The organism is Streptomyces sp. NPDC017993 (assembly GCF_044328065.1).
GTDB lineage: Bacteria > Actinomycetota > Actinomycetes > Streptomycetales > Streptomycetaceae > Streptomyces.
On sequence record NZ_JBIRGO010000012.1, the window covers coordinates 187,317 to 210,459 of the forward strand.

The window sequence follows — 23,143 nt, forward strand, 5'->3', positions numbered from 1 at the left end:
CCTGTGCCGGTCGCCGCGCCGTGCCTGCCTCGCGAGTGGTGGCCCCGTGCCGGTCGCCGGGCCGTGCCTGCCGCGCCGAGCGGTGGCCTGCGGTCGGTGGCCGGGGCCGGTGTCTGTCTCGCGACCCCCGTGTGTGCCGCCCACCTGTCACCTCGCGAGCGGTGGCCTGATCTTGGCCGCCCGGCGGTGTGCCTGCCTTGCGTCGTGGCCCGCTGTCGGCCGCCCGGAGTCGTGCCTGCCTCGCGAGTAGTAGCCGCTTGCCGCTGCCTGCCTGCCGGTCGCTCCGGCGGCCCCCGCCGCCTCGCGAGCGGGCCCGGCCCCTCCCGCCCCGATGCAGGGCCCCTCGCGTCCCGAATGTGACGTACACCACCTCATCGACGCCTTGACGCGCCACGCGTGTAATCGATTACGTGGGGCCTCACGAAATCGATTACACGGCGCCTCGCACAGCCGGGCGCACGTGATCGCACCGACAGGACGGCAACGGCGCCATGGCGAATATCAAAGAGGTGGCAGAACGGGCAGGTGTCTCCGTCGCCACCGTCTCCCGGGTCCTCAACGGCCACGGCCCGGTCGCCGAGACCCGCGAGCGGGTGCTCGCCGCCGTACGCGAGCTGGGGTACCGCCCGAACAACGTCGCCCGCGCCCTGCGCACCGCCAGGACCGGGGCGCTCGGCCTGGTCATCGGTGATCTCACCAATCCGTTCTTCACCGAGCTGGCCGACGCCGTCGAGGACGCGGCCCGCAGCCTCGGCTACAGCCTGGTCATCGGCAACGCCGGTGAACGCCCCGAGCAGCAGGACGACTACATCCGCACCCTGCTGGACCGCCGCATCGACGGCCTGCTGGTCAGCTCGGCCGGGACCGGATCAACGATGCTGACCGAGGTCGTAGCCTCCGGCACCCCGCTCGTCCTGCTGGACCGCACCGTGCCGGGCATCGACGCCCCCTGCGTGCGCGCCGACGGCCGCGCCGCCCTCACCGACCTCGCCGCCCACCTGGCCGCCCTCGGCCGCCGCCGCCCCGCGATCATCGTCGCGCCGGCCGGTACCCCCACCGGCGACGAGCGCCTCGACCTCTTCCGTACGGCGCTGGCCGCGCACGGCATCGCGCTGCCCGACGAGCGCGTCGGCGCCACCCCCGACCTCCAGCACACCGGCGGCCGGCGAGTGATGCGTGACTTCCTCGACCTGCCGGAACCACCGGACGCGGTACTCGCCACCGACAACCTGATGGCGCTCGGCGCGATGGACGAACTCCGCGCACGCGGCCTGCGGGTTCCCGACGATGTCGCGCTGGTGGTCTACGACGACGTGCCGTGGTTCACGCACACCGACCCGCCGCTGACCGCCATCGCCCAGCCCACCAGGGAACTGGGCAGGGCCGCCGTGCAGACCCTGCTGGAGCGCATCGAGGGCCGACCCGCCGACTCGGTACTGCTGCCGGCCCGGCTCGTGACGCGCCGCTCCTGCGGTGAGCCGCCCGCCCCCTGAACCCATCACAGCACCACCCGAGAGCCACCTGAGGAAGCACGACCGAGGAAGAGAGGGGCAGCGCATGACCGGCGTCAAAGACGACGTACCGGGCGGCCGCGAACTGCTGCGCGTCGAGGGGGTGACGAAGTCGTTCCCCGGGGTCCGTGCGCTGGACGGGGTGGACCTGAGCCTGCGTGCCGGCGAGGTGCACGTCCTGCTCGGCGAGAACGGCGCGGGCAAGAGCACGCTCATCAAGATGCTCTCCGGCGCCCACCGCCCCGACGAGGGCAGGATTCTCGCCGCCACCGGCGACAACGGCCCGGACGGCGCGGCGGACAAGCCGCGCGAGGTGCAGATCCGCTCCGCGCAGGACGCCGAACGCCTCGGCATCGCCACCATCTACCAGGAGTTCAACCTCGTCCCCGGCCTGACGGTCGCCGAGAACATCTTCCTCGGCCGGCAGCCGCGGACCGCGCTCGGCCTCGTCGACAAGAAGACGATGCGCACCCGCGCGGCCGAGCTGCTGCGGCGGGTGCGCCTCGATGTCTCCCCGGACACGCCGGTCGCCGCTCTCGGCATCGCCCGGCTCCAGATGGTGGAGATCGCCAAGGCCCTCAGCCTCGACGCGCGCGTTCTGATCATGGACGAGCCGACCGCGGTGCTCACCTCCGAGGAGGTGGGGACGCTGTTCACCATCGTCCGTGAACTGCGCGCGTCCGGCGTCGGCATCATCTTCATCACCCACCACCTCGACGAGATCGGCGTGCTCGGCGACCGGGTCACGGTGCTGCGCGACGGCCGCTCGGTCGGCGAGGTGCCCGCCACCACCGACGAGGACGAGCTGATCCGGCTCATGGTCGGCCGGGACATCGCCGAGCAGTACCCGCGCGAGCGCCCCGAAGAGCCAGGCGCGCCGCTCCTGCGGGTGCGCGGCCTGACCCGGCACGGCGCGAAGGCCGCCAAGGGCGCACCGGCCCGGCCGGTCTTCGAGGGCATCGACTTCGAGGTGCGGGCCGGTGAGGTCGTCGGCCTGGCCGGGCTGGTCGGCGCGGGCCGTACGGAGATCGCGCGGGCGATCTTCGGCGCGGACCGCCACGACGCCGGCACGGTCGAGGTCGACGGCAAGGAACTTGCGCGCGGCGACGTGCGCGCCGCGATGCGCGCCGGGCTCGGCCTGGTGCCCGAGGACCGTAAGGGCCAGGGCCTGGTCCTGGACGCGTCGCTCCAGGACAACCTGACGCTGGCCAGGCTGGATCGCGATCTGCGCGGCGGTCTGGTGGACCGCGGCGGCCAGCGGCGTGCTGCGGCCGAGGTCGCGGGACAGTTGCGGGTCCGCATGAGCGGCCTGGGCCAGAGCGCCCGTACGCTCTCCGGCGGCAACCAACAGAAGGTCGTCATCGGCAAATGGCTGCTGGCCGAGACCAGGCTGCTGATCCTCGACGAGCCGACGCGCGGGATCGACGTCGGCGCCAAGGTCGAGATCTACCAGCTCATCAACGAGTTGACGGCGGCGGGCTGCGCGGTGCTGATGATCTCCAGCGATCTGCCCGAGGTCCTCGGGATGAGCGACCGCGTGCTGGTGATGGCGCAGGGCCGGCTGGCGGGTGAGCTTCCGGCCGGGCAGGCCACCCAGGACGCGGTGATGGAACTGGCCGTCCAGTCCCCGAAGTCCGCCGGCCCGCTCCCGGCCGCCGCGTCCGCGGACGACATACCCCACCCCGACGACACACGTCAGAGCGCGATGGAGGGCTCCGATGACTGAGCTGCTGAAGACCCCCGACCGGACACCCCCGACCGCCGGCGGCAGGGAACATGCGCTCGGGCAGTGGTTCACCCGCGCCGTCCTGAAGAACGGACCGCTGGGCGGGCTCATCGCCCTGGTCGTGGTGATGGCGGTGCTGTCCAAGGACTTCCTCAACGGACAGAATCTCCTCAACGTCGGCGTGCAGGCGTCGGTCACCGCGATCCTCGCCTTCGGCGTCACCTTCGTGATCGTCTCGGCCGGAATCGACCTGTCGGTGGGCTCGGTCGCCGCCCTGTCCGCCACCGTCACCGCGTGGGCGGCCTCCGGCGACGGGCTGCCCGTCGTGGTCGCGGTGCTGCTGGGCCTCGCGGTCGGCGCGGCGGCCGGACTGGTCTCCGGAGCGCTTGTCGCCTACGGCAAACTGCCCGCCTTCATCGCCACGTTGGCGATGCTCTCGGTCGGCCGGGGCCTGGCGCTGGTCATCTCCGGCGGCTCACCGATCCCGTTCCCCACCTCCCTGAGCGCGCTCGGTGACACCCTCGGCGGCTGGCTGCCGGTACCCGTCCTGGTGATGGTCGCCATGGGGCTGATCGCGGCCCTGATCCTGGCCCGTACGTACTCCGGCCGCGCGATGTTCGCGATCGGCGGCAACGAGGAGGTGGCCCGCCTCTCCGGCATCAACGTCAAGCGCCGCAAGCTCGTCATCTACGCGCTGTCCGGCCTGTTCGCCGCGGTCGCCGGCATCGTGCTGGCGGCCCGGCTCACCTCCGCGCAGCCGCAGGCCGCCGGCGGCTACGAACTCGATGCCATCGCCGCCGTCGTCATCGGCGGCGCGAGCCTCTCCGGCGGCTCGGGCAAGGCGTCCGGCACGCTCATCGGCGCGCTGATCCTCGCCGTCCTGCGCAACGGCCTCAACCTGCTGAGCGTCTCGGCCTTCTGGCAGCAGGTGGCCACCGGGCTGGTCATCGCGCTGGCGGTGCTCCTGGACACGCTGCGGCGCCGGAGCGTCCGATGAGGGCCCGGGTCAGGGCCCTGGCGGCGGGATCGGCCGCGGTCGTCGCCCTCGGACTGGCCGGCTGCGACCGCGGCGGCGACACGGATCTGGGTCTCGCGCTGTCCACCCTGAACAACCCGTTCTTCGTGGGCATCAGGGAAGGCGCGCAGGCCGAGGCGGACGCCCGCGGCCTGAAGATCAACATCACCGATGCGCAGAACGACCCCACTCAACAGATCAACCAGATGGAGACGTTCACCAGCCAGGACGTCAGGGCGGCCATCATCAACCCGGTCGACTCCGACGCCGCCGTACCGGCCGTCGGGGTCGCCAACCGGGCGAAGGTGCCGGTCATCTCCATCGACCGCGGCGTCAACGGCGGCGACGTCGGATCGACCATCGCCTCCGACAACGTCGCCGGTGGCCGGCTCGCCGCCAGGACGCTGGCCGCCTCGCTCGGCGGGAAGGGCAAGGTGGCCTTCCTGGAGGGCCAGCCCGGCACCTCCGCCGCCCGGGAACGCGGCCAGGGCTTCGAGGAGGCCATCAAGAAGTACCCCGGCATCCAGGTCGTCGCCCGGCAGCCCGCCGACTTCGACCGCACCAAGGGCATGGACGTGATGTCCAACATGCTCCAGGCGCACCGGGACATCGGCGGGGTGTTCGCCGCCAACGACGAGATGGCGCTCGGCGCGTCCAAGGCCCTCGGCGGCAGGTCAGGCAAGGACGTCAAGGTGGTCGCCTTCGACGGCACACCGGACGGCGTCACCGCGGTCCGCAACGGCAGTCTGACCGCGACGGTCGCCCAGCAGCCGAAACTCCTCGGCAAGCAGGCCGTGGACTGGGCGCTGAAGGCCGCCCGCGGTGAGAAGCTGCCGAAGTCGGTCAAGGTGCCCGTGGTGCTGGTGACGGCGGAGAACGCCGCGAAGTTCGACAGCTGAGGACGGCGGTCCGGCCCGGTGCCGGGCCGCCGGGCAATGACAGGTGAGATGAAATGGGAGAGCGGCGCATGTACGACGTCCTGGTGGTCGGCTCGGCCAACGCGGACCTGACGGTTCGGGTGGAGCGGCGGCCCGGCGCGGGCGAGACCGTGCTCGGCACGGATCTGGTCGAATCGGCCGGTGGCAAGGGCGCCAACCAGGCCGCCGCGGCCGCCCGGCTCGGTGCCCGCACGGCGCTGCTGGCCCGGGTCGGCGGTGACGCCTACGGCGCGCTGCTGCTGGCCGCCCAGCGCGCGGCCGGCACGGACGTCGGGCCGGTCATCGTGGACGAGGCGGCCCGCACCGGCACCGCGATGATCATCGTGAGCCCCGACGGCGACAACAGCATCGTGGTCTCACCCGGCGCCAACGCCGCCCTGACCCCGCAGGACGTGACCGCGGCCAAGGACGTCATCGCCGGTGCCTCGGTGCTCTCGCTCCAACTGGAGATCCCCCTGGAGAGCGTGCGGGCGGCCGCCGCGCTGGCCGAGGACGCCGGCACCCGCGTCGTCCTCAACCCCTCCCCGGCCCCGGACCGCCTGGCGCCCGAACTGCTCGCGGCCGCAGACCCGTTGGTGGTCAACGAACACGAGGCACGGCAACTGTCCGGGCTCGCCGACGGCAAGCCGGCGGAGTGGGCGCAGGCCCTGCGGGAACGGGGCGCGCGCTCGGTCGTCATCACCCTCGGCGGCGACGGTGCGCTGGTGCTGGACGGTTCGGGAGTGAGCCAGGCGCCGGGCGTCGAGGTCAGGGCCGTCGACACCACCGGCGCGGGCGACGCCTTCACCGGCGCCCTGGCCACCCGCCTGGCCCGTGGCGACTCCCTGCCCGACGCGGCCCGCTTCGCCGTGCGCGTCGGCGCCGCCGCCGTCACCAAGCCGGGCGCCCAGCCGTCCTACCCGAGCCTGGCGGAGCTGGACGAACTCCCGGAGGGCTGAGCCGCGGTGGGGCGAGGGGGGCGCCATGCCCCGGTGGTCGGCAGCGGCGCCGGGGCGGGCACCGGTCCGCCCGCCGCACGAGGGCACGGGGGTCGCCGCTACCCGCACGCCCGCATCAGCGCAGCCGCCACCGCCACCTCCGTACCGGCCAGGCCGACGGACGAGAACAGCGTGATGTCCTCGTCACCGGTACGGCCCGCGGCCGCGCCCGCCAGCACGCTGCCCAGTTCGGCCATCGGCGCGGGCCCCAGCAGATGGTCGGTGCCGTAACGTCCGCACTGCGCAAGGGAGTCGGTGACGACGACCGTGGCGCGCCGGGCCAGCTCGGGCGGAATCTCGTGGCGCGTGGTCGTCTTGGGGCCCAGGGTGCTCAGGTGGGTTCCCGGAGCGATCCAGTCCGCCTCCAGGACCGGGGTCGCGCTGTTCGTCGCCACGATCACCACCTCACGGTCGCGCACCGCCTCGCGCGCCGACCCGGCCACCCGCACCGCGAGCCCGAGTTCCGCACGGGCCCGGTCGGCGAACCGCTGCGCGCGCTCGGTCCGGCGCCCGAACACCGTCACCTCCGCGGGCCGGTGCGGGCCGCCCGACAGCGCCCACAGCTGGGTCCAGGCCTGCGGCCCCGTCCCGATCAGCGCCAGCCGGGACGCGTCCGGGCGGGCCAGCGCCCCGACCGCCACCGCACCGATCGCGCCGGTCCTGCGCGGCCCCAGCTCCCGGCCGTGCACCACGGCGACCAGCTCCCCGCTCGCGCTGTCCCACACCGCCACCAGCTGGGCGCCGTGCCCCTTCGTGCCGTACGCCCGGAAGCCGTGCAGCCCGTCCCCGGCCAGCTCACCGACGGTGAACACCAGCTCCGCGGAGCCGAGCGGGGCGTGCAGCCGCGGGGGCGCGGCCAGCCGGCCCGCGTGATGCTCCAGCAGCGCGTGCCGGACGGCCGTCACGGCGCCGGCCGGGTCGAGGCGGTCGCGGACCTCCGCGTCACCGAGCAGCAGGGGCGCGGTCATCAGGCCGGCTCCTTCGGCCCGTACAGGGCGTGATCCGCGCCGGTCGCCAGGGCCCAATAGCGGTCGCCGTAGGACCAGTGCCACCACTCCGTGGGGTAGTTGACCAGCCCCGCCGCGGTCAGGGCCGCGCTCAGCACTCGCCGGTTGGCGCGGGCGGCGGGCGACAGGCCGGGCGCAGCCGTGTAGCAGGCGCCGGCGCTCTCCTCGGGGGAGGCGTTGATCGGCGTCCCCATGTCGACCTCCCCGCCGTCGGCGGTGACGAGGGTGACGTCCACCGCGCCGCCCGCGCTGTGCGGCGCGATGTCCGGCGGGGAGACGTAGCGGCTCGCGGCCGAGTGCAGCCGGGCGGCGTCCCAGTCGGGGTGGGCGGCGCGCAGCTCGTGCGTGTACTCCTCGAAGTAGCGGCGCTGCAGGGCCGGCGGCCGGTAGCCCTCGACGAACTGCAGCCGCAGCCCGTCCGGCAGGGACGCCTGGGCGGTCAACAGCCGCCGCAGCACGCCCTCGCGCAGCCGGGCGAAGGCACCCGCGTGGTCACCCACGCCACTTCCGTCGTCGCCGCTGTCGCCGCTGTCTCCGTTCTCTCCGTTGTCGTCCTTGAGTTCGGAGACGAGGAGCGCGGGCGCCGCGGTCCGTACGTCGAGCAGCTGCTCGCCGCACTCCTTGACGGGTATCGCGGCGACCGCCGGGTCCGCCATCAACGTGATCCCGTCCCGCACATCGCTCAGCACCAGCTCCGCACCGCCGTCCGGGGCGTGCTCCGTCCCGTCGCCGGCCACCGCGACCCGCTCTCCGGTGGGCAGCCAGGCACCGCTGAGCCCGGCCGCCCGGCCGGCGCTGCCGACGCCGGCCCCGTTGGCGAGCAGCACGTGCAGGCCGTGTTCCGCGGCCAGGTCCGCGTACCGCGCCACCCGGTCCGCCGAGTCGTGGAAGGAGCTGGCGAGGAACACCGCGCAGCCGTCCGCCGCGGCCCGCGCCGCCACCTCGGGGAATCCGGTGTCGTAGCAGGTGGCGAGCGCGAACCGGACGCCACCGAGGGTGAACCGGCCGTCGGCGGTACCAGGGGCGAAGACATCGTTCTCCGGCCCGAACAGATGGCGCTTGTCGTAGCGGGTGAGCAGCGTGCCGTCCGGCCCGAGGACGAAGGAGGCGATGGTCGGCCCGGCACCGTCCGCGGGGGCCCGGCCCGGCGCGTTGACGACGGCGCCGACCCCCGCCGCCCGGCACGCCTGGCGTACCGGTTCCAGCCGCGGGTCGTCCGGTGCGACCGTCAGCCGCGGGTCGGCGGCTATCGCCGGCAGGTCGTACTGCGTCAGGGCCAGTTCGGCGAAGACCACAAGACCGGCGCCGCGCGATGCCGCCTCCGTGACGAGGGCGGCCATCCGCGCGGCGTTGGCCTCGATGTCGCCCGGGACCGGTGAGAACTGTGCGGCAGCAATGATCATCTGCCCATGATGCCCGGCACACCCGGTGGGCGGGAGAGGATGCGCCCGCCGCACGTTCCCCCACCCGCGTCCCGGCCTACCGCCGCGCGTCCACCGCCGACGCCGCCACCGTCACGATCTCCCGCACCTGCCCGGTGATCGCCATCCGGTTGCGGACGAAGTCCGGGTCGGTCACCTGTCCGCCCGGGTCGGTGTTGCCGGCGCCGAACGCCAGCACCGGGGTGTGCAGATGCCCGCCCGCGAGCGACGGCCGCACCGCGTCCCGCAGCAGCGTCGCCCGGTAGGCGATCTCGTTGGACAGGTAGTTGCCGCCGCCCCCGGCGCGGGCGGTGGATCCCGGCGTCGGGCCGTCCGGCCGCTCGACCGGCCCGGTGCCGCCGGCGGGGATCTCGGTGACGGTGGTGTGGTCGATCACCGGGAACGGCCCGGTTCCCGCGGCGACGATCTGCCGGTAGGGCAGGCTGGTGGTCGTCCACTGCGGTTGCGGCCGCACCGTCGGCACGCCGTCCGGGATCGGGACGGTTTCGGTACGGGACACCCGCACGTTGTCCGGATAGCCGCCGCGCCAGGCCCCGTTGGTCCGCTCGACGTCGAAGCGGCCCGGCCCGCCCTGGCTGACGGTGGTGAACAGGTCCGCCTGCCGCGGTCCGCGCCGGAAGTGCGGCAGCAGGGTGCGCTCCACGGTCTCCGCCATCCCGCTGTCCGGGGCGTGCGAGGGGCTCCCCGCGAAGTCGGCCCACCGCACCGGGAAGACCGCCGTCTCTATCCGCGCCGGCCGCCCGGACGCGGTGCGCACCGTCGTCCCGTCCAGCGCGAGCGCAGCTGCCCCCGACGGGTTGCTCCGGCGCGCGTCGGCGTCCAGCTGGAAGGGGTCGAATCCGGTCACGACCACCCGCAGAACGCGTCGCCCTGCGGGCAGATCGATGGAGTCCTGGCCGCGCGAGGTCCGCTCCAACGCGCCTACCAACGCTGCCCGTTGCTCATCGCTCAAGCCGAACCCCGGCTGCCACCCCCGCAGTTCCCTGGTCATGGCGAGTCGTGCCCAGTACAGCGGACGGTCGTCGTCCCGGCTCAGATCGCCGCCCGCCGGTCCGCGGCCCTGCGCCCGGTCCACCGCCCGCTTCCACAGTGCTCGTCCTTCACCCGCGACATACCGCTTCGCCTCCGGGTACGTCGCCATCCGCGCCAGTCCGCGGGCGAACTCCGGCTGCCACCGGTCGAATCCGCTGCGGCGCAGAATCTCCTGCGGGGCGGCCTGGGGCAGGCGTTCCTCCTCCACCGTGGTGGCGGAAGCATCCGCGCGAGTGCCGACGGGCGCCGCTGAGGCCGGGACCGTCAGGGACAGGGGAGCGGCGGCGAGCAGCGCGACGCCGAGCGCGCTCAGCCGGGTGCGTAGGGGTCTCATGGGGGTGAGTAAAGCCGGTGGGGGCCGTGGGGCGGTAGAGGGCGGGGAGCCGGTGGACGGCCGCCTTCCTACCGGCTCTCCGGCGCCACCACGTCCTGCCGCAAGCCGCTCAGCCGGCGGTCGACGGGCCGTCGGGCCGATCGGCCGGCTCCTCGCCCGCACCGAGCAACACCAGGAAGTCCCGGAACGACGCCGGCATGTCCACGTCCTCCGGGTCCAGCAGCCACTGGAGCTGCAATCCGTCCATCACGGCGACCAGCAGCGGCGCGGCCCGCTCCGGCGTCAGCCCGCCGGGCAGTACCTCACCGAACTCCGCCCGCAGCGCATCGGCCAACGCCTCCCGCACCGCCCGGAACCGGGACTCGAAGAACGCGCGGGCCGGGTGACCCTCGGTGACGCTGTCGCCGGACAGGACGGTATAGGTGCGGACGATGCCGGGGCGGGTGGCGTTGTAGTCGACGAGCTGCGCGAGGAGCTCGGTGCGCCCGACGCCGGAGGCCGCCGCGGCGGAGGCCAGGTCCCAGCGGTCGCGGGCTTCCAGGACGCCGACCAGCAGCAGCTCCTTCGTCGGGAAGTGGTGCAGCAGACCCTGCTGGGTCAGTCCGGCACGCTCGGCGACGGCGGCCAACGACGTGCTGCGATAGCCCCGTTCGGCGATCAGCTCCATGGCGGACCGCAGGATGGACTCCCGCCGCTCCGCGCGCTGTGCCGCCCGCCCGCCGCCAAGCCGGCTGCCGCGGGGCGGGCTCTGCTCTCTCCCGGTCACCGGCCGAGCGTAACCCCACCGGGCGACCGCTCGGAGGGCAAGATAACGCTACGATAACGTCGCCTACTGCGCACACGGTCGGTGCGGAAGAATGCGCCGAGGGACCGACCGCACACGCAGGGAGTGTCGTATGTCCGACCAGCCCCACGCCGACCACCGCGCCACCGCCCCGGCCGGCCGCGCGGACGCGCACGCCGCTGCGGTGGAGAAGGCGCTCGCCGCCCTCGACCTCGACACCAAGGCCGCGCTGCTGTCCGGCCAGGACATGTGGACGCTGCCGGCCGTCCCCGCCATCGGACTGCGCTCGATGGTGCTGTCCGACGGCCCCGTGGGGGTGCGCGGCCAGGAGTGGAGCGCGGCGGACCACTCGGTCGTCCTGCCCAGCCCCACGGCGCTGGCCGCGACCTGGGACCCCGCACTGGCCCGCCGCGCCGGTCACCTCCTCGCCCAGGAAGCCCGCCGCAAGGGCGTCCACGTCCTGCTGGCCCCGACCGTCAACCTGCACCGCTCACCCCTCGGCGGCCGCCACTTCGAGTGCTACTCCGAGGATCCGCTGCTCACCGGCGCGATCGGCACCGGGTACGTCCGCGGAGTGCAGGAGGGCGGTGTCGGCACCACGGTCAAGCACTTCGTCGGCAACGACGCCGAGACCGACCGGCTCACCGTCGACAACCGCATCGCCCCGCGCCCCCTGCACGAGCTCTACCTCGCGCCCTTCGCCCACCTCGTCGAAAACGCCCGCCCCTGGGGCATCATGACCGCCTACAACCAGGTCAACGGCTCGACGATGACCGAGCACCACCACCTCGTCAACGACGTCCTGCGCGGCGAATGGGGCTTCGACGGCTGCAACGTCTCCGACTGGACGGCCGCCCGCCACACCGTGCGCGCCCTGCGCGGCGGCCTCGACGTGGCGATGCCCGGCCCCCGCACCGTCTTCGGAGCCCCGCTCGCCGCCGCCGTACGCGCCGGTGAGGTGGCCGAGCCCGAGGTGGACGCCGCGGTCCGGCGGGTGCTGCTGCTCGCCGCCCGCACCGGTTGCCTGGCCGGAGTGCCCGCCGCCGTCGACCCCGAGGCCGTGCCGCGCGGGATCGACGGCCCGGCGATGGCCCGCGAGATCGCCCGGCGCTCCTTCGTCCTGGTGCGGAACGAGCCGGTGGGCGTCGCGCGCCGGACGCTGCCGATCGACGCCGCCGCGGTCCGCAAGGTCGCCGTCATCGGGGCGGCCGCCCGCGACACCCGGGTGCTCGGCGGCGGCTCCGCCACCGTCTTCCCCGAGCGTGTCGTCTCCCCGCTGGCGGGGTTGTGCGCCGCGCTCCCTGAGGAGGTCGAGGTCACCTTCGCCGCAGGCGCCGACCCCCGCACCCGCGTCCCGCACGCCCGCGAGGGCTTCGCGCTGCGCGTCCGCTACCTCACCGCGGACGGTCAACTCCTCCTGGAGGAACACCGTTCCGACGGCGGGGTGCTGGTGATGGGGAGGTTCCCCGAGGGCGTCACCCAGGAGACTCTCGGCGCGGTCGAGCTGACCGGCGGCTTCACCCCGCAGACCACCGGCAGCCACACCCTCGCCGTCTCCGGCACCGGCACGCTGCGGCTGACCGTCGACGGCGCGGTCCTCTTCGACGGCCACTGCGCCCCGGAGGGCGGCGATCCGTTCGAGGCGTTCATGCATCCCGTCGAGCGGCGGGTGCAGGTGCCGCTGACGGCCGGTGAACAGGTCGCGGTGACGCTGCGATACGCGCCGGCCGGCACGGGCCTGGGTTCGGACATCGACGCACTGAACTTCGCCCTCGGACACAGCGCACCGCGGGGCGACGCGGATGCCGAGATCGAGGAGGCGGTCCGCGCGGCGGCGGGCGCCGATGTCGCGGTGGTCGTCGTCGCCACCACCGAGGAGGTCGAGTCCGAGGGCTTCGACCGCACCCATCTGCGGCTGCCGGGCCGTCAGGACGAGCTGGTCACCCGTGTCGCCGCCGCCAACCCGCACACCGTCGTGGTGGTCAACTCCGGCTCCCCGGTGGAACTCCCGTGGCGCGAGGCGGTCCCGGCGGTACTGCTGAGCTGGTTCCCCGGCCAGGAGGCCGGGGCGGCACTGGCCGACGTCCTGCTCGGCGCCCACGAACCAGGCGGCCGCCTGCCCACCACCTGGCCGGCCCGCCTGGAGGACGCCCCGGTCACCCGCGTCACCCCCGAGGACGGCGCACTGCCGTACTCCGAGGGCCTGTTCATCGGCTACCGGGCCTGGCAGCGGTCCGGGACGGCGCCCGCGTACGCCTTCGGCCACGGTCTGGGCTACACCGACTGGGAGTACGAAGCGCTGGACACCACCGCGGAGTCGGTCCGGGTCCGGCTGCGCAACACGGGGGAGCGGGCGGGCCGAGAGGTCGTGCAGATCTATCTGGCCCCGGTGGACCGAAGCACCCAGGAGGGTTTCGGACGGCCCGACCGCTGGCTGGCGGGCTTCGCCGCCGTCGAGGCCGGCCCCGGCGAGAGGGTCGAGGCCGAGATCCCGCTGCCGCACCGCGCCTTCGCGATCCGGCACCCGGAGGGCCGTTGGGCCCGGGTGCCGGGCGTCTACCGCGTCGAGGCGGCGCACAGCGTCGAGGACCGACGGCTGGCCGCGGAGGTCACCGTCGCCGGGGAGTGAGGAGCGGTGGCGCCGGGTCGCGGGGTGCGTCGCCACCGTTCAGGAGGGCACCACCGACACATCGCCGCCGCTGGTCTCCGCCTCCACCGTGTGCGCGGAGCTGCCGCCGGTGGGGACGGTGACCTTGCGGGTGCCGCCGCTGGTGGAGGCGTCGATCGCGTACGAGCCCTTCGGCAGCCGGATGGTGACGTCCCCTCCGCTGCTCCTGCCCGACACCTCGTCGGGCACCGTCGTGAGGGCGACGTCGACGTCCCCGCCGCTGGTCCGCACCTTCGCCGTGCGGGCGGCGGAGTCCGTGACGGTGATGTTGCCGCCGCTGGTCTCCGCCGCGATACCGCCGGCGGCTCCGCGGACGGTGATGTTGCCGCCGCTGGTGTGCAGATCGACCGAGGCGCCGCGCGGCAGCAGCACCTTGTAGCCCACCTCGCACCGGCCCTCCGCGTCGTCGCAGTCGTCAGCCGTGAGCGTGAGCCGGCCGCCCTTGACCGAGTGCGTCGGCGTCGGCTTCTGCCCGTCGTAGACGTACTTCTCGGTGACCTTGACCGATCCGCCGGCGTCCACCGGCACGATCTCGATGTTCCCGCCGTGCGTCGTCGCCGCCAGGGATGTGACCGCGCCGTCCACGCGGTACGTACGCTCCGCCTTCGTGCCCGGGCCGAGGTCCGTCAGCGAACAGCCGGTCAGCAGGGCGGCCGTGGCGGCACAGGGCAGGACGAGACGGAGCGGGCGGAGGCGGGTCATGGCGAGAGGTCTCCCGGAGGCAGGCGGCTGAAGCGACCGCACCCATCCTTCAGCCCCCGCCCGCCCCGTTCCTCCCCGAAGCGGATGACCTTCCCCGGCCGCACCCCTAGGGGTGCCCCGAGGAACTCACTCGTGGCCGGTCGCTCCGGGGCGCGTCGAGAAGGTGTAGACGCTCTCCGAGCGGAAGGTCTCGCCCGGCCGGAGGGCGGTGGTGGGATAGTCCGGGCGGTGCGGTGAGTCGGGGAAGTGCTGGGTCTCCAGCGCGAGCCCGGCCACCGGCCCGTACGGAGCCCCCGAGGCGCCCGTCAGGGAGCCGTCGAGGTGGTCGGCGGTGTAGAGCTGGAGCCCTGGTTCCGTGGTGGCCAGCTCCAACGCCCGGCCGGAGAGCGGGTCGTACAGCTCCGCGACGGTGCGGGGCTCCGGCGTCACGCCGCCGTCCAGGACGAAGTTGTGGTCGTAGGGGCGGCCGACCGCGCGCGCCGTACGGAAGTCGAAGCGGGTCCCGCCGACTTCGGCGGGCTCGCCGCCCAGCGGGATGCCGGTGTCGTCGGCGGGTGTGTAGCGGGAGGCGGCCAGGCGCAGCAGATGGCCCGCGGCGCTGCCACTGCCGTCACCACCGAGGTTGAGATAGGTGTGGTTGGTGAGGTTCACGACCGTCGGGGCATCGGTGTGCGCCCGGTAGGCGATGCGCAGCGAACCGCCGGGACCCAGGGTGTACGTCACGCGCACGTGAAGACTGCCAGGGAAGCCCTCCTCCCCGTCGGGGCTGACCCGGTGCAACTCCACGCCGTTCTCGACCGGACGGGCGTCCCACACCACGCGGGAGAAGCACCGCGCGCCGCCGTGCAGGCTGTGCGGCCCGGCGTTCGCGGCGAGGGCGTGGACCCGGCCGTCGAGGGCGAAGGACGCCCCGGCGATCCGGTTCGCGTAGCGCCCGACCAACGCGCCGAAGTACGAGCCGCTGTCCGCGGCGTAGGGCGCGAGACCGGCGAACCCCAGCGCCACCTGGCCGGACTTCCCGTCCCGGTCCGGGGTTTCGATGCTCTGGACGATGCCGCCGTACGTCAGGACGGCGACCCGCAGCCCGCCCGATGCCAGCGTCCAGCGGTGGACGGCGGTGCCGTCGTCCAGCGTGCCGAAGAGTTCCGTACCGACCTGCGTGCTCATGGGCGCGAGCCTATGCCCGTGGATGCGGCACGAACTCTCCCGGGCCGCGGTGCGCGGGCCCTACGCCTTCGGCTCCTCGCGGGTGATCGCGCGGTAGGCCAGCGCCGCCAGTTCCTTCTGACCCTGCAGGCCCGGGTGGAACCAGTCCCAGGTGCTCAACTGCTGCCCGGTGAAGCGGTAGTCGAAGACCGAGGCGTCGAACCGGCACAGCGGGTCCTCGCGGCAGACGTCCTTGAGGTCGGTGTTGTACTCCATCACGCGGTCCCGGACTTCCAGGCGCCGGTCCTCGGCCGCCTTCGTCAGATCGTCCGGGTCGCGCAGCATCGCGCCGCAGATCCCCAGCTTCCACACCTGCTTGCCCAGCTGGTTCTTGCGGCCCTCCGACCACAGCCGCAGCAGGTCGGGCACCGCGGCGACATAGACCTGGGTGTGCGGCAGGGCGCGTCGCAGCTTCTTCATCGAGGCGGCGAAGTCGGCGCGGAAGGAGGCTCGGGGCGTCATCGCGCGCACATCGTTGCGGCAGGCGTCGTTGGCGCCGATGAGGACCGTGACCAGCTCGGGGTCCCGGCGGGCGGCCTCCTCTACCTGCTCGGGGAGATCGCTCATCAGCGCGCCGGTCCTGGCGTGGTTCCAGCTGTGCTTGGCGGGGTTCTTCAGCAGCCGCCGGGCGAGGCTGTCGACCTTCGGGTCGGTGCCGGTGGCCCAGGAGACCTCAGGGCAGTCGGAGAGGACGGTGCAGGCGTCGAAACCGACCGTGATGGAGTCGCCGAGCGCGGCGATCGATCGGGGGTCGGTCTTCCAGACGGGCCCGGCCTTGACGGCCGGGTGTGTGACCGTCGAGCTGGCGTGCGGGGAGGCGGAGTTGTCGTCGGAGGAGCAGCCGGCCAGGCTGACCAGCAGGGCGACGCCGGTGGCGGCCGCGGTAAGGGGAACGAGGGCGGAGGACCGGTCACGCCGAGGGCGAAAGCGCCGATCGATCTGCGTCATCCCCTGTCCCCTCAGGCGTGCGAGTGATATCTCTTCCGGTACCGACGGTACGTCACCCGGTCGACCGGCACCGCGCGGTAGCTTTGCCCCATGCCTGGCGGGCGGTGACCTGAAGGGCATGTGTAGTCGGCTCAGACAAATTACATCACGTCATTTCCTGTCCCTTTTGCGGCAAATTAAGTCTCATGGTGTTTACTGTAGGTCACCTCGCATGCTGGTGCCGAAGTGATCACTGGGGCAGAATGTCAGCAGCTGTCCCGACCGCATCCGGAACGGGCACGAGGCCGCTGGGGAAGGCGAACCTCGAACCGCACTGGAGGTCCCGGTGACGACACGTGGAGTTCTGTACGTCCACTCCGCTCCGCGCGCGCTGTGCCCGCACGTCGAATGGGCCGTGGCGGGCGTCCTCGGCGTGCGCGTCAATCTCGACTGGATCCGCCAGCCGGCCTCCCCCGGCACCTGGAGAGCGGAGTTCTCCTGGCAGGGCGAGGTGGGCACGGCCTCCAAGCTGGCCTCCGCGCTGCGCGGATGGCACCTGCTGCGCTTCGAGGTGACCGCGGAACCCTGCTCCACCGCCGAGGGCGAGCGCTACAGCGCCACCCCCGACCTGGGCATCTTCCACGCCGTCACGGGCATCCACGGCGACATCCTCATCCCCGAGGACCGGCTGCGGGCCGCGGTCGCCCGCTCGGCGCGCGGTGAGACCGAGCTGGCCGCCGAGGTCTCCAAGCTGCTGGGCAAGCCATGGGACGACGAGCTGGAGCCGTTCCGCTACGCCGGCGAGGGCGCCCCCGTCCGCTGGCTGCACCAGGTCGTCTGACGCCCGCCTCCGGCGGGGCGGGGCCCGCCGGTGTCGCGCTTGCCTTCGAGCCCGCTCCACGCCCTAGCGTGCCGCCATGGCTGACAACACCTCAGTAGCGGTGCTCGGCACCGGAATCATGGGCAGCGCGATGGCCCGTCATCTCGCCCGCGCCGGCCTGGACGTCCGGGCCTGGAACCGGACCCGCGCCAAGGCCGAGCCGCTGGCCGCCGACGGGGTACGCGTCACCGACACGCCCGGGGAGGCGGTCGACGGCGCGGCGGTCGTGCTCACGATGCTGCTCGACGGCCCCGCCGTGCTCGACGCCCTGCGGCAGGCCGTCCCCCGGCCGGCCGCCGGCACGCTGTGGCTCCAGATGAGCACGGTGGGCATCGACGGGATCGCCCCGCTCGCGGAATTCGCCCGGGAGCAGGGGCTCGTGTTCGTCGACGCCCCCGTCCTGGGCACGAAAGCGCCTGCCGAGAAGGGTGAGTTGACGATTCTGGCGGCCGGTCCGCCGGACGTGCGGGAGCGGGCGGCGAAGATCTTCGACGTCGTCGGGCGCGCCACGCAGTGGGTCGGCGAGGACGGTGCGGCCGGGGCCGCGAGCCGCCTCAAGCTGGTCCTCAACAGTTGGGTGCTGACCCTCATCAACGGCACCGGCGAGGCCCTCGCGCTCGCGGACGGGCTCGGTGTGAACCCGCGGGACTTCCTCGCCGCGGTCGCCGGCGGGCCGCTCGACGTGCCCTACCTGCACATGAAGGCCGAGCTGATCCTCTCCGGCGACTACCCGCCGAGCTTCACGGTCTCCGCGGCGCGCAAGGACGCCCGGCTGATCACCGAGGCGGCCCGGCAGGCCGGCGTACGGCTGGGCCTGGCGGAGGCGGCAGCGGAGCAGCTGCGGCGCTCGGAGGAACTCGGCCACGGCGAGGAGGACGCCGCGGCCGTGCACTTCGCCGCCGTCGACCGCTGATCCGGGCGGCAGGACACGCCGAGGGCCCGCCCGGTCGGTGTGACCGGGCGGGCCCTCGGGACGTGCGGAGCGATCAGATGGTGCGGAACGCCAGCACGACGTTGTGACCACCGAAGCCGAACGAGTCGTTCAGCGCGGCGATGCGGCCCTCGGCGGGGAGCTTGCGGGGCTCGTCGCGGACGATGTCCGCGTCGGCCTCCGGGTCGAGGTTCTCGATGTTGATCGTCGGCGGTGCCACCCGGTGGTACAGCGCCAGGATCGAGGCAACCGTCTCGACGCCGCCCGCGCCGCCCAGGAGATGGCCGGTCATCGACTTCGTACCGGAGATCGCCATGTGGTCGACGTCGTCGGCGAAGACCTTGCGCAGCGCCTTCAGCTCGGCCAGGTCACCCTGCGGGGTCGAGGTGGCGTGCGCGTTGACGTGCACGACCTCGGCCGGGTCCAGGTCACTTGCGTCGAGAAGGTTCTGCAGGGCGTGCGCGATGCCGTTGCCGGAGGGCTCGGGCTGCACGATGTCGTGGCTGTCGGCGGAGATGCCCTGACCGACGGCCTCGGCGTAGACCCGGGCGCCGCGCTTGGCGGCGTGCTCGGCCGACTCCAGCACGATGACGCCGGCGCCCTCACCGAGGACGAAGCCGTTGCGCGCCGAGTCGTAGGGGCGGGAGGCGCCCTGCGGGTCGTCGTTGGACTTCGACATCGCCATCATGTTGCCGAACGCGGCGATCGGCAGCGGGTGGATGGCCGCTTCCGTACCGCCCGCGATGACGATGTCGGCACGGCCCGTACGGATCATCTCGATGGCGTAGCCGATGGCCTCGGAACCGGACGCGCAGGCGCTGACCGGGGTGTGCACACCCGCGCGGGCGTTCACATCCAGGCCGACGTTGGCGGACGGACCGTTGGGCATCAGCATCGGCACGGTGTGCGGGGAGACGCGGCGTACGCCCTTCTCCTTCAGCACGTCGTACTGGCCGAGCAGGGTCGTCACGCCACCGATACCGGAGGCGATGACGGCGCCGAGCCGGTCGGGGTCGACGGAGGCGTCCTCACCGGCCCTGGCGGTGAAACCGGCGTCCGCCCACGCTTCGCGGGCCGCGATCAGCGCGAACTGCGCGGAACGGTCCAGCTTGCGGGCCTGCGCCCGGGGGAGAACCTCACCCGGGTCGACGGCCGCCTGCGCGGCGATGCGGACGGGCAGTTCAGCGGCCCAGTCCTGGTCGAGGCTGCTCACACCGGACCGGCCGGCGAGCAGTGCCTCCCAGGTCGAAGCGCTGTCGCCACCCAGCGGTGTGGTTGCGCCGATACCGGTGACGACCACGGTGCGATTGGTCGCGTTCACGGGAATTCTTACTCCACGGGTAGAGGGGTCTGAATCGACGGCGCCACCGCGGGGTGGCGACATGCGCAGCGGCTGGATCAGCCCTGGTGCTTCAGGATGTACTCGGTCGCGTCGCCGACCGTCTTGAGGTTCTTGACGTCGTCGTCCGGGATCTTCACGTCGAAGCGCTCTTCAGCGGCGACGACGACCTCGACCATGGACAGCGAGTCGACATCCAGGTCATCGGTGAAGGACTTGTCCACCTGGACGTCCTCGGTGGGGATCCCGGCGATCTCGTTCACGATCTCGGCGAGACCGGCGACGATCTCTTCCTGGGTGGCGGCCATGATGGCGCTCCTTCATATTGGGGAAAACTGCGGATATTGCGGTGAAGCCCTGTACAGCGGCCGAATCGTACGAAGACGTAGGGCGCTGCGCAGATCTTCGCCTAGGGGAGGGTAACGACCGTCGCGGCGTATACGAGACCCGCCCCGAAGCCGATGACCAGCGCGGTGTCGCCGCTCTTGGCCTGTCCGGTCGCCAGCAGCCGCTCCATCGCGAGCGGAATCGAGGCGGCCGAGGTGTTGCCGGTGGTCTCCACGTCACGGGCGACCGTGACGCTCTCCGGCAGCTTCAGAGTCTTCACCATCGAGTCGATGATCCGCATATTGGCCTGGTGCGGAATGAAGACGTCCAGGTCTTCCGGGCTGACTCCGGCCGCGTCCAGCGCCTGCTGGGCGACCTTCGCCATCTCGAACACCGCCCACCGGAAGACGGCCTGCCCCTCCTGCGTGATGGCGGGGTAGCGGATGTCCTCCGGAGCGGTGCGCTCCTCGGGGCCCTGGCCGCCGGGCACCGGGGTGGTGCGGTAGGCATCCCAGGCCACGGTCTGCTTGATCGTCTCGGACTTGTCGCCCTCCGAGCCCCAGACGGTCGGGCCGATCGCCGGCTCGCCCGCGGGGCCGACGATCACGGCGCCCGCGCCATCACCGAAGAGGAAGGCCGTCGCGCGGTCCTCCAGGTCGGTCAGGTCCGAGAGCCGCTCGACGCCGATGACGAGGACGTACTCCGCCGAGCCGTCGGTGACCATGCCCTTGGCGAGCGTCAGGCCGTAGCCGAAGCCGGCGCAGCCCGCCGAGATGTCGAACGCGGCCGGCTTGCCCGCGCCGATGCGGTGGGCGATCTCGGTCGCGACGGCCGGGGTCTGCTTGAAGTGCGAGACCGTGGAGACGATCACGCCGCCGATCTGCTCGGGCGTGATGCCCGCGTCGGCGATCGCCTTGCCGGACGCCTCCACCGACATGGTGGCGACGGTCTCCTCCGGGCTCGCCCAGTGGCGCGTGGCGATGCCCGACCGTGAGCGGATCCACTCGTCGGACGAGTCGATGTGCTTGAGGATTTCGTCGTTGGGCACCACACGCGTCGGGCGGTAGCCGCCGACGCCCATGATCCGCGCGTACGGGGCACCCTTCGCGGGCTTGATCTTCGATGTCATGCGCGGGGCGCTCCTATTCGGCCGGTGCAGCGGTGTCGGCCCCTGCCTCAGCAGCGGATGTCACTTCGGCGATCAGCGCGCGCGCCGCGTCGAGGTCATCGGGCGTCTTGAGGGCGAGGGTCTGCACGCCGGGCAGGGCGCGCTTGGCGAGGCCCACGAGCGTGCCACCGGGGCTCACCTCGATGAGCCCGGTGACGCCGAGCTCCTTGAAGGTCTCCATGCACAGGTCCCAGCGCACGGGGTTGGCCACCTGGCCGACCAGCCGCCGCACCAGATCCTGGCCGGAGGTGACCACCTGCCCGTCCTTGTTGGAGACGTAGCGGGTGTGGGGATCGGCGACCGACAGTTCGGCGGTCGCGGATTCCAGGGTCGATACAGCAGGCGCCATGTGGTGAGTATGGAACGCGCCGGCCACCTTCAACGGTACGACCCGACGGGTGCCTTCCGGCTTGTCGTCGACCAGGGCCGCGATTTGCTCCGCCGTGCCCGCGGCGACGATCTGGCCCGCGCCGTTCATGTTGGCCGGGGTCAGCCCCAGCTTCTCCAGATGCGGCAGGATCGCGGCCTCGTCGCCGCCGAGCAGCGCGGCCATGCCGGTCTCGGTGACGGCCGCGGCCTCGGCCATGGCCAGCCCGCGCTTGCGCACCAGCGACATCGCGGCGGCCTCGGAGAGCGTGCCGGAAAGCGCGGCGGCAGCGAGCTCGCCGACGCTGTGGCCGGCGGTGGCGCCGACCCGTGCGGTGAAGTCCTCGGCGGTGGCGAACAGCTGCCGGGAGGAGACCAGGGAGGCCGCCACCAGCAGCGGCTGGGCCACCGCGGTGTCGCGGATCTCGTCCGCGTCGGCCTTCGTGCCGTAGTGGACCAGGTCCAGGTCGATGGCGGCGGACCACTCACGGAGCCGGTCTTCGACACCGGGGAGGTCGAGCCAGGGGGTCAGGAAGCCGGGCGTCTGAGCGCCTTGGCCGGGAGCGACGAGTACGAGCACCCTCACACTCTCTCTTGCGGGAGGTCCCGCCCGCCCGTGGGGACAGGGACGAAGAACCATCGGGGGAATTGTTGGTGTCCGACAAAAGTCTAGAGTTGCGTCTCGCCGTCAGCCAGACGCCCCAGGATCAGGGCGATACGGAGGGTGAACGCGGAGCGCACATCGGAAGGCGACCAGCCGGTGACGTCGGTCACACGTCGCAGCCGATAGCGCACGGTGTTGGGGTGCACGAACAGCATGCGGGCGGCGCCCTCCAGGCTGCTCGCCTGCTCCAGGTAGACGCTCAGCGTCTCCAGCAGCGCCGACCCCGCCTCCTCCAGCGGTCTGTAGATCTCCTCCACCAGCTGGTCCCGCGCGACCGGGTCGGAGGCCATCGCGCGCTCGGGCAGCAGATCGTCGGCGAGGACCGGTCGCGGGGCGTCCGGCCAGGCGGCGCACGCCCGCAGCCCGGCGGCCGCGGCCTGCGCGGAGCGGGTCGCGGCCAGCAGGTCGGAGACCACCGGGCCGGCCACGACGGGACCGGCGGCGTACGGGCCGATCAGTGACTTCGCGGCCTTGAGGGGGTTGTCCGAGCCGCCCGCGATCACCACGAGACGGGTGCCCAGCACGCCGGTCAGCACCTGGAGCTTGGCGTGCCGGGCTGCCCGCCGGATCGCCTCCACGGTCAGTTCGCTGTCCCCGTCGGGGGCCGTGCCGAGCAGCACGCAGACGTGTTCGGGGGAGTTCCAGCCCAGTGCCGCCGCGCGGGAGACGGCGCCCTCGTCGGCCTCACCGGAGAGCACCGCGTTGACCACCAGGGACTCCAGCCGGGCGTCCCACGCGCCGCGCGCCTCGGCCGCCTGGGCGTAGACCTGGGCGGTGGCGAAGGCGATCTCCCGGGCGTAGACCAGCAGGGCCTCCCGCAGCACGGACTCGTCGCCCGGCGCCGCGACCTCGTCGATCGCGGTCTCCATGACCTCGATGGTGGTCCGCACCATCTCCACGGTCTGGCGCAGCGTGATCGCGCGGGTCAGCTCACGGGGCGCCGTACCGAAGACGTCGGTGCTGATCGCCTGGGGGGTCTCGGGGTGCCGGAACCACTCGGTGAACGCCGCGATACCTGCCTGCGCCACCAGTCCGATCCACGAGCGGTTCTCCGGTGGCATCGCGCGGTACCACGGCAGCGTGGCATCCATGCGAGCGATGGCCGCGGCCGCCAGTTTGCCGGCCGACTGCTCCAGGCGGCGGAGGGTCGCGTAGTGCGGGTGCGCGTCGCGCGAAGCGGGTTCAGACACGGGACAAGC

General features: G+C 73.0%; 18 protein-coding genes and 1 pseudogene. 7 read left to right on the forward strand and 12 right to left on the reverse strand.

Annotation, left to right across the window (positions count from 1 at the left end; translation table 11 throughout):
* Window positions 1-491 precede the first annotated feature (491 nt).
* The 4 genes and pseudogenes from ACH4FH_RS23165 (at window position 492) to rbsK (ending at window position 6,128) form a co-directional block, all read left to right on the forward strand.
* Window positions 492-1,493: a LacI family DNA-binding transcriptional regulator gene (locus ACH4FH_RS23165; RefSeq protein WP_398557772.1), complete on the forward strand. Its 1,002-nt coding sequence runs from the start codon at window positions 492-494 to the stop codon at window positions 1,491-1,493.
* Window positions 1,494-1,557: 64 nt separating this feature from the next.
* Window positions 1,558-3,237, forward strand: coding sequence for a sugar ABC transporter ATP-binding protein (locus ACH4FH_RS23170; RefSeq protein WP_398557773.1), 1,680 nt, complete (start codon window positions 1,558-1,560; stop codon window positions 3,235-3,237).
* A pseudogene (locus ACH4FH_RS23175) lies at window positions 3,230-5,151 on the forward strand (substrate-binding domain-containing protein). Before ACH4FH_RS23170 ends, ACH4FH_RS23175 begins: the two are co-directional and overlap by 8 nt.
* A gap of 68 nt (window positions 5,152-5,219) precedes the next feature.
* Window positions 5,220-6,128: a ribokinase gene (rbsK, locus tag ACH4FH_RS23180; protein WP_398557854.1), complete on the forward strand. Its 909-nt coding sequence runs from the start codon at window positions 5,220-5,222 to the stop codon at window positions 6,126-6,128.
* Between the two features lie 98 nt (window positions 6,129-6,226).
* Here rbsK and ACH4FH_RS23185 read toward each other — a convergent pair whose 3' ends face one another.
* The 4 genes from ACH4FH_RS23185 to ACH4FH_RS23200 all read right to left on the reverse strand — a co-directional run bounded on the left by ACH4FH_RS23185 (window position 6,227) and on the right by ACH4FH_RS23200 (window position 10,748).
* Window positions 6,227-7,135: an ornithine cyclodeaminase family protein gene (locus ACH4FH_RS23185; protein ID WP_398557774.1), complete on the reverse strand. Its 909-nt coding sequence runs from the start codon at window positions 7,133-7,135 to the stop codon at window positions 6,227-6,229.
* Window positions 7,135-8,577 (reverse strand): nitrilase-related carbon-nitrogen hydrolase, encoded by a 1,443-nt coding sequence (locus ACH4FH_RS23190; RefSeq protein ID WP_398557775.1) that lies wholly within the window; start codon window positions 8,575-8,577, stop codon window positions 7,135-7,137. The genes ACH4FH_RS23185 and ACH4FH_RS23190 overlap by 1 nt, the downstream gene beginning before the upstream one ends.
* A 76-nt stretch (window positions 8,578-8,653) precedes the next feature.
* Window positions 8,654-9,982, reverse strand: coding sequence for a pyroglutamyl peptidase (locus tag ACH4FH_RS23195; RefSeq protein WP_398557776.1), 1,329 nt, complete (start codon window positions 9,980-9,982; stop codon window positions 8,654-8,656).
* 109 nt (window positions 9,983-10,091) lie between these two features.
* On the reverse strand, window positions 10,092-10,748 hold the full coding sequence (locus ACH4FH_RS23200) for a TetR family transcriptional regulator (RefSeq protein WP_398557777.1): 657 nt from the start codon (window positions 10,746-10,748) through the stop codon (window positions 10,092-10,094).
* A 130-nt stretch (window positions 10,749-10,878) separates the two neighbouring features.
* On the opposite strand from ACH4FH_RS23200, the gene ACH4FH_RS23205 reads away from it, so the two are divergent.
* Window positions 10,879-13,395: a glycoside hydrolase family 3 protein gene (locus ACH4FH_RS23205; protein ID WP_398557778.1), complete on the forward strand. Its 2,517-nt coding sequence runs from the start codon at window positions 10,879-10,881 to the stop codon at window positions 13,393-13,395.
* Window positions 13,396-13,434: 39 nt separating this feature from the next.
* Here the strand turns inward: ACH4FH_RS23205 and ACH4FH_RS23210 are convergent, their stop codons facing one another.
* From ACH4FH_RS23210 to ACH4FH_RS23220, 3 genes are all read right to left on the reverse strand, one after another.
* Window positions 13,435-14,136, reverse strand: coding sequence for a DUF4097 family beta strand repeat-containing protein (locus tag ACH4FH_RS23210; protein ID WP_398557779.1), 702 nt, complete (start codon window positions 14,134-14,136; stop codon window positions 13,435-13,437).
* Window positions 14,137-14,262: 126 nt separating this feature from the next.
* Window positions 14,263-15,303 (reverse strand): aldose epimerase family protein, encoded by a 1,041-nt coding sequence (locus ACH4FH_RS23215; protein WP_398557780.1) that lies wholly within the window; start codon window positions 15,301-15,303, stop codon window positions 14,263-14,265.
* Window positions 15,304-15,363: 60 nt separating this feature from the next.
* On the reverse strand, window positions 15,364-16,290 hold the full coding sequence (locus ACH4FH_RS23220; protein ID WP_398557781.1) for an SGNH/GDSL hydrolase family protein: 927 nt from the start codon (window positions 16,288-16,290) through the stop codon (window positions 15,364-15,366).
* A 325-nt stretch (window positions 16,291-16,615) separates the two neighbouring features.
* On the opposite strand from ACH4FH_RS23220, the gene ACH4FH_RS23225 reads away from it, so the two are divergent.
* Entirely contained in the window at window positions 16,616-17,110 is a 495-nt protein-coding gene (locus ACH4FH_RS23225) for a DUF3145 domain-containing protein (protein WP_393891995.1), read from the forward strand.
* A gap of 76 nt (window positions 17,111-17,186) precedes the next feature.
* The gene (locus ACH4FH_RS23230) at window positions 17,187-18,062 is read left to right on the forward strand and encodes an NAD(P)-dependent oxidoreductase (protein WP_398557782.1); all 876 of its coding nucleotides are present in this window, start codon (window positions 17,187-17,189) and stop codon (window positions 18,060-18,062) included.
* 73 nt (window positions 18,063-18,135) lie between these two features.
* Here the strand turns inward: ACH4FH_RS23230 and ACH4FH_RS23235 are convergent, their stop codons facing one another.
* From ACH4FH_RS23235 to ACH4FH_RS23255, 5 genes are all read right to left on the reverse strand, one after another.
* Complete coding sequence (locus ACH4FH_RS23235) at window positions 18,136-19,401, reverse strand: beta-ketoacyl-[acyl-carrier-protein] synthase family protein (protein WP_398557783.1); 1,266 nt, start codon at window positions 19,399-19,401, stop codon at window positions 18,136-18,138.
* 77 nt (window positions 19,402-19,478) lie between these two features.
* Window positions 19,479-19,727 carry an acyl carrier protein gene (locus ACH4FH_RS23240; protein ID WP_018088056.1) on the reverse strand — a complete coding sequence of 83 codons (249 nt, stop codon included), beginning with the start codon at window positions 19,725-19,727 and terminating at the stop codon, window positions 19,479-19,481.
* Window positions 19,728-19,828: 101 nt separating this feature from the next.
* Window positions 19,829-20,875 (reverse strand): ketoacyl-ACP synthase III, encoded by a 1,047-nt coding sequence (locus tag ACH4FH_RS23245; RefSeq protein WP_398557784.1) that lies wholly within the window; start codon window positions 20,873-20,875, stop codon window positions 19,829-19,831.
* 13 nt (window positions 20,876-20,888) lie between these two features.
* Complete coding sequence (locus ACH4FH_RS23250; protein WP_398557785.1) at window positions 20,889-21,860, reverse strand: ACP S-malonyltransferase; 972 nt, start codon at window positions 21,858-21,860, stop codon at window positions 20,889-20,891.
* Window positions 21,861-21,949: 89 nt separating this feature from the next.
* Complete coding sequence (locus tag ACH4FH_RS23255) at window positions 21,950-23,134, reverse strand: PucR family transcriptional regulator (protein ID WP_393891999.1); 1,185 nt, start codon at window positions 23,132-23,134, stop codon at window positions 21,950-21,952.
* Window positions 23,135-23,143: the final 9 nt, after the last annotated feature.

Excerpts from the sequence above, each read along its gene's own strand:
- ACH4FH_RS23220 (WP_398557781.1), bottom strand. The coding sequence starts at position 16,290 with ATGACGCAGATCGATCGGCGCTTTCGCCCTCGGCGTGACCGGTCCTCC.
- ACH4FH_RS23195 (WP_398557776.1), bottom strand. The coding sequence starts at position 9,982 with ATGAGACCCCTACGCACCCGGCTGAGCGCGCTCGGCGTCGCGCTGCTC.
- ACH4FH_RS23240 (WP_018088056.1), bottom strand. The coding sequence starts at position 19,727 with ATGGCCGCCACCCAGGAAGAGATCGTCGCCGGTCTCGCCGAGATCGTG.
- ACH4FH_RS23205 (WP_398557778.1), top strand. The coding sequence starts at position 10,879 with ATGTCCGACCAGCCCCACGCCGACCACCGCGCCACCGCCCCGGCCGGC.
- ACH4FH_RS23170 (WP_398557773.1), top strand. The coding sequence starts at position 1,558 with ATGACCGGCGTCAAAGACGACGTACCGGGCGGCCGCGAACTGCTGCGC.
- ACH4FH_RS23230 (WP_398557782.1), top strand. The coding sequence starts at position 17,187 with ATGGCTGACAACACCTCAGTAGCGGTGCTCGGCACCGGAATCATGGGC.
- ACH4FH_RS23210 (WP_398557779.1), bottom strand. The coding sequence starts at position 14,136 with ATGACCCGCCTCCGCCCGCTCCGTCTCGTCCTGCCCTGTGCCGCCACG.
- ACH4FH_RS23215 (WP_398557780.1), bottom strand. The coding sequence starts at position 15,303 with ATGAGCACGCAGGTCGGTACGGAACTCTTCGGCACGCTGGACGACGGC.
- rbsK (WP_398557854.1), top strand. The coding sequence starts at position 5,220 with ATGTACGACGTCCTGGTGGTCGGCTCGGCCAACGCGGACCTGACGGTT.
- ACH4FH_RS23190 (WP_398557775.1), bottom strand. The coding sequence starts at position 8,577 with ATGATCATTGCTGCCGCACAGTTCTCACCGGTCCCGGGCGACATCGAG.
- ACH4FH_RS23245 (WP_398557784.1), bottom strand. The coding sequence starts at position 20,875 with ATGACATCGAAGATCAAGCCCGCGAAGGGTGCCCCGTACGCGCGGATC.
- ACH4FH_RS23185 (WP_398557774.1), bottom strand. The coding sequence starts at position 7,135 with ATGACCGCGCCCCTGCTGCTCGGTGACGCGGAGGTCCGCGACCGCCTC.
- ACH4FH_RS23165 (WP_398557772.1), top strand. The coding sequence starts at position 492 with ATGGCGAATATCAAAGAGGTGGCAGAACGGGCAGGTGTCTCCGTCGCC.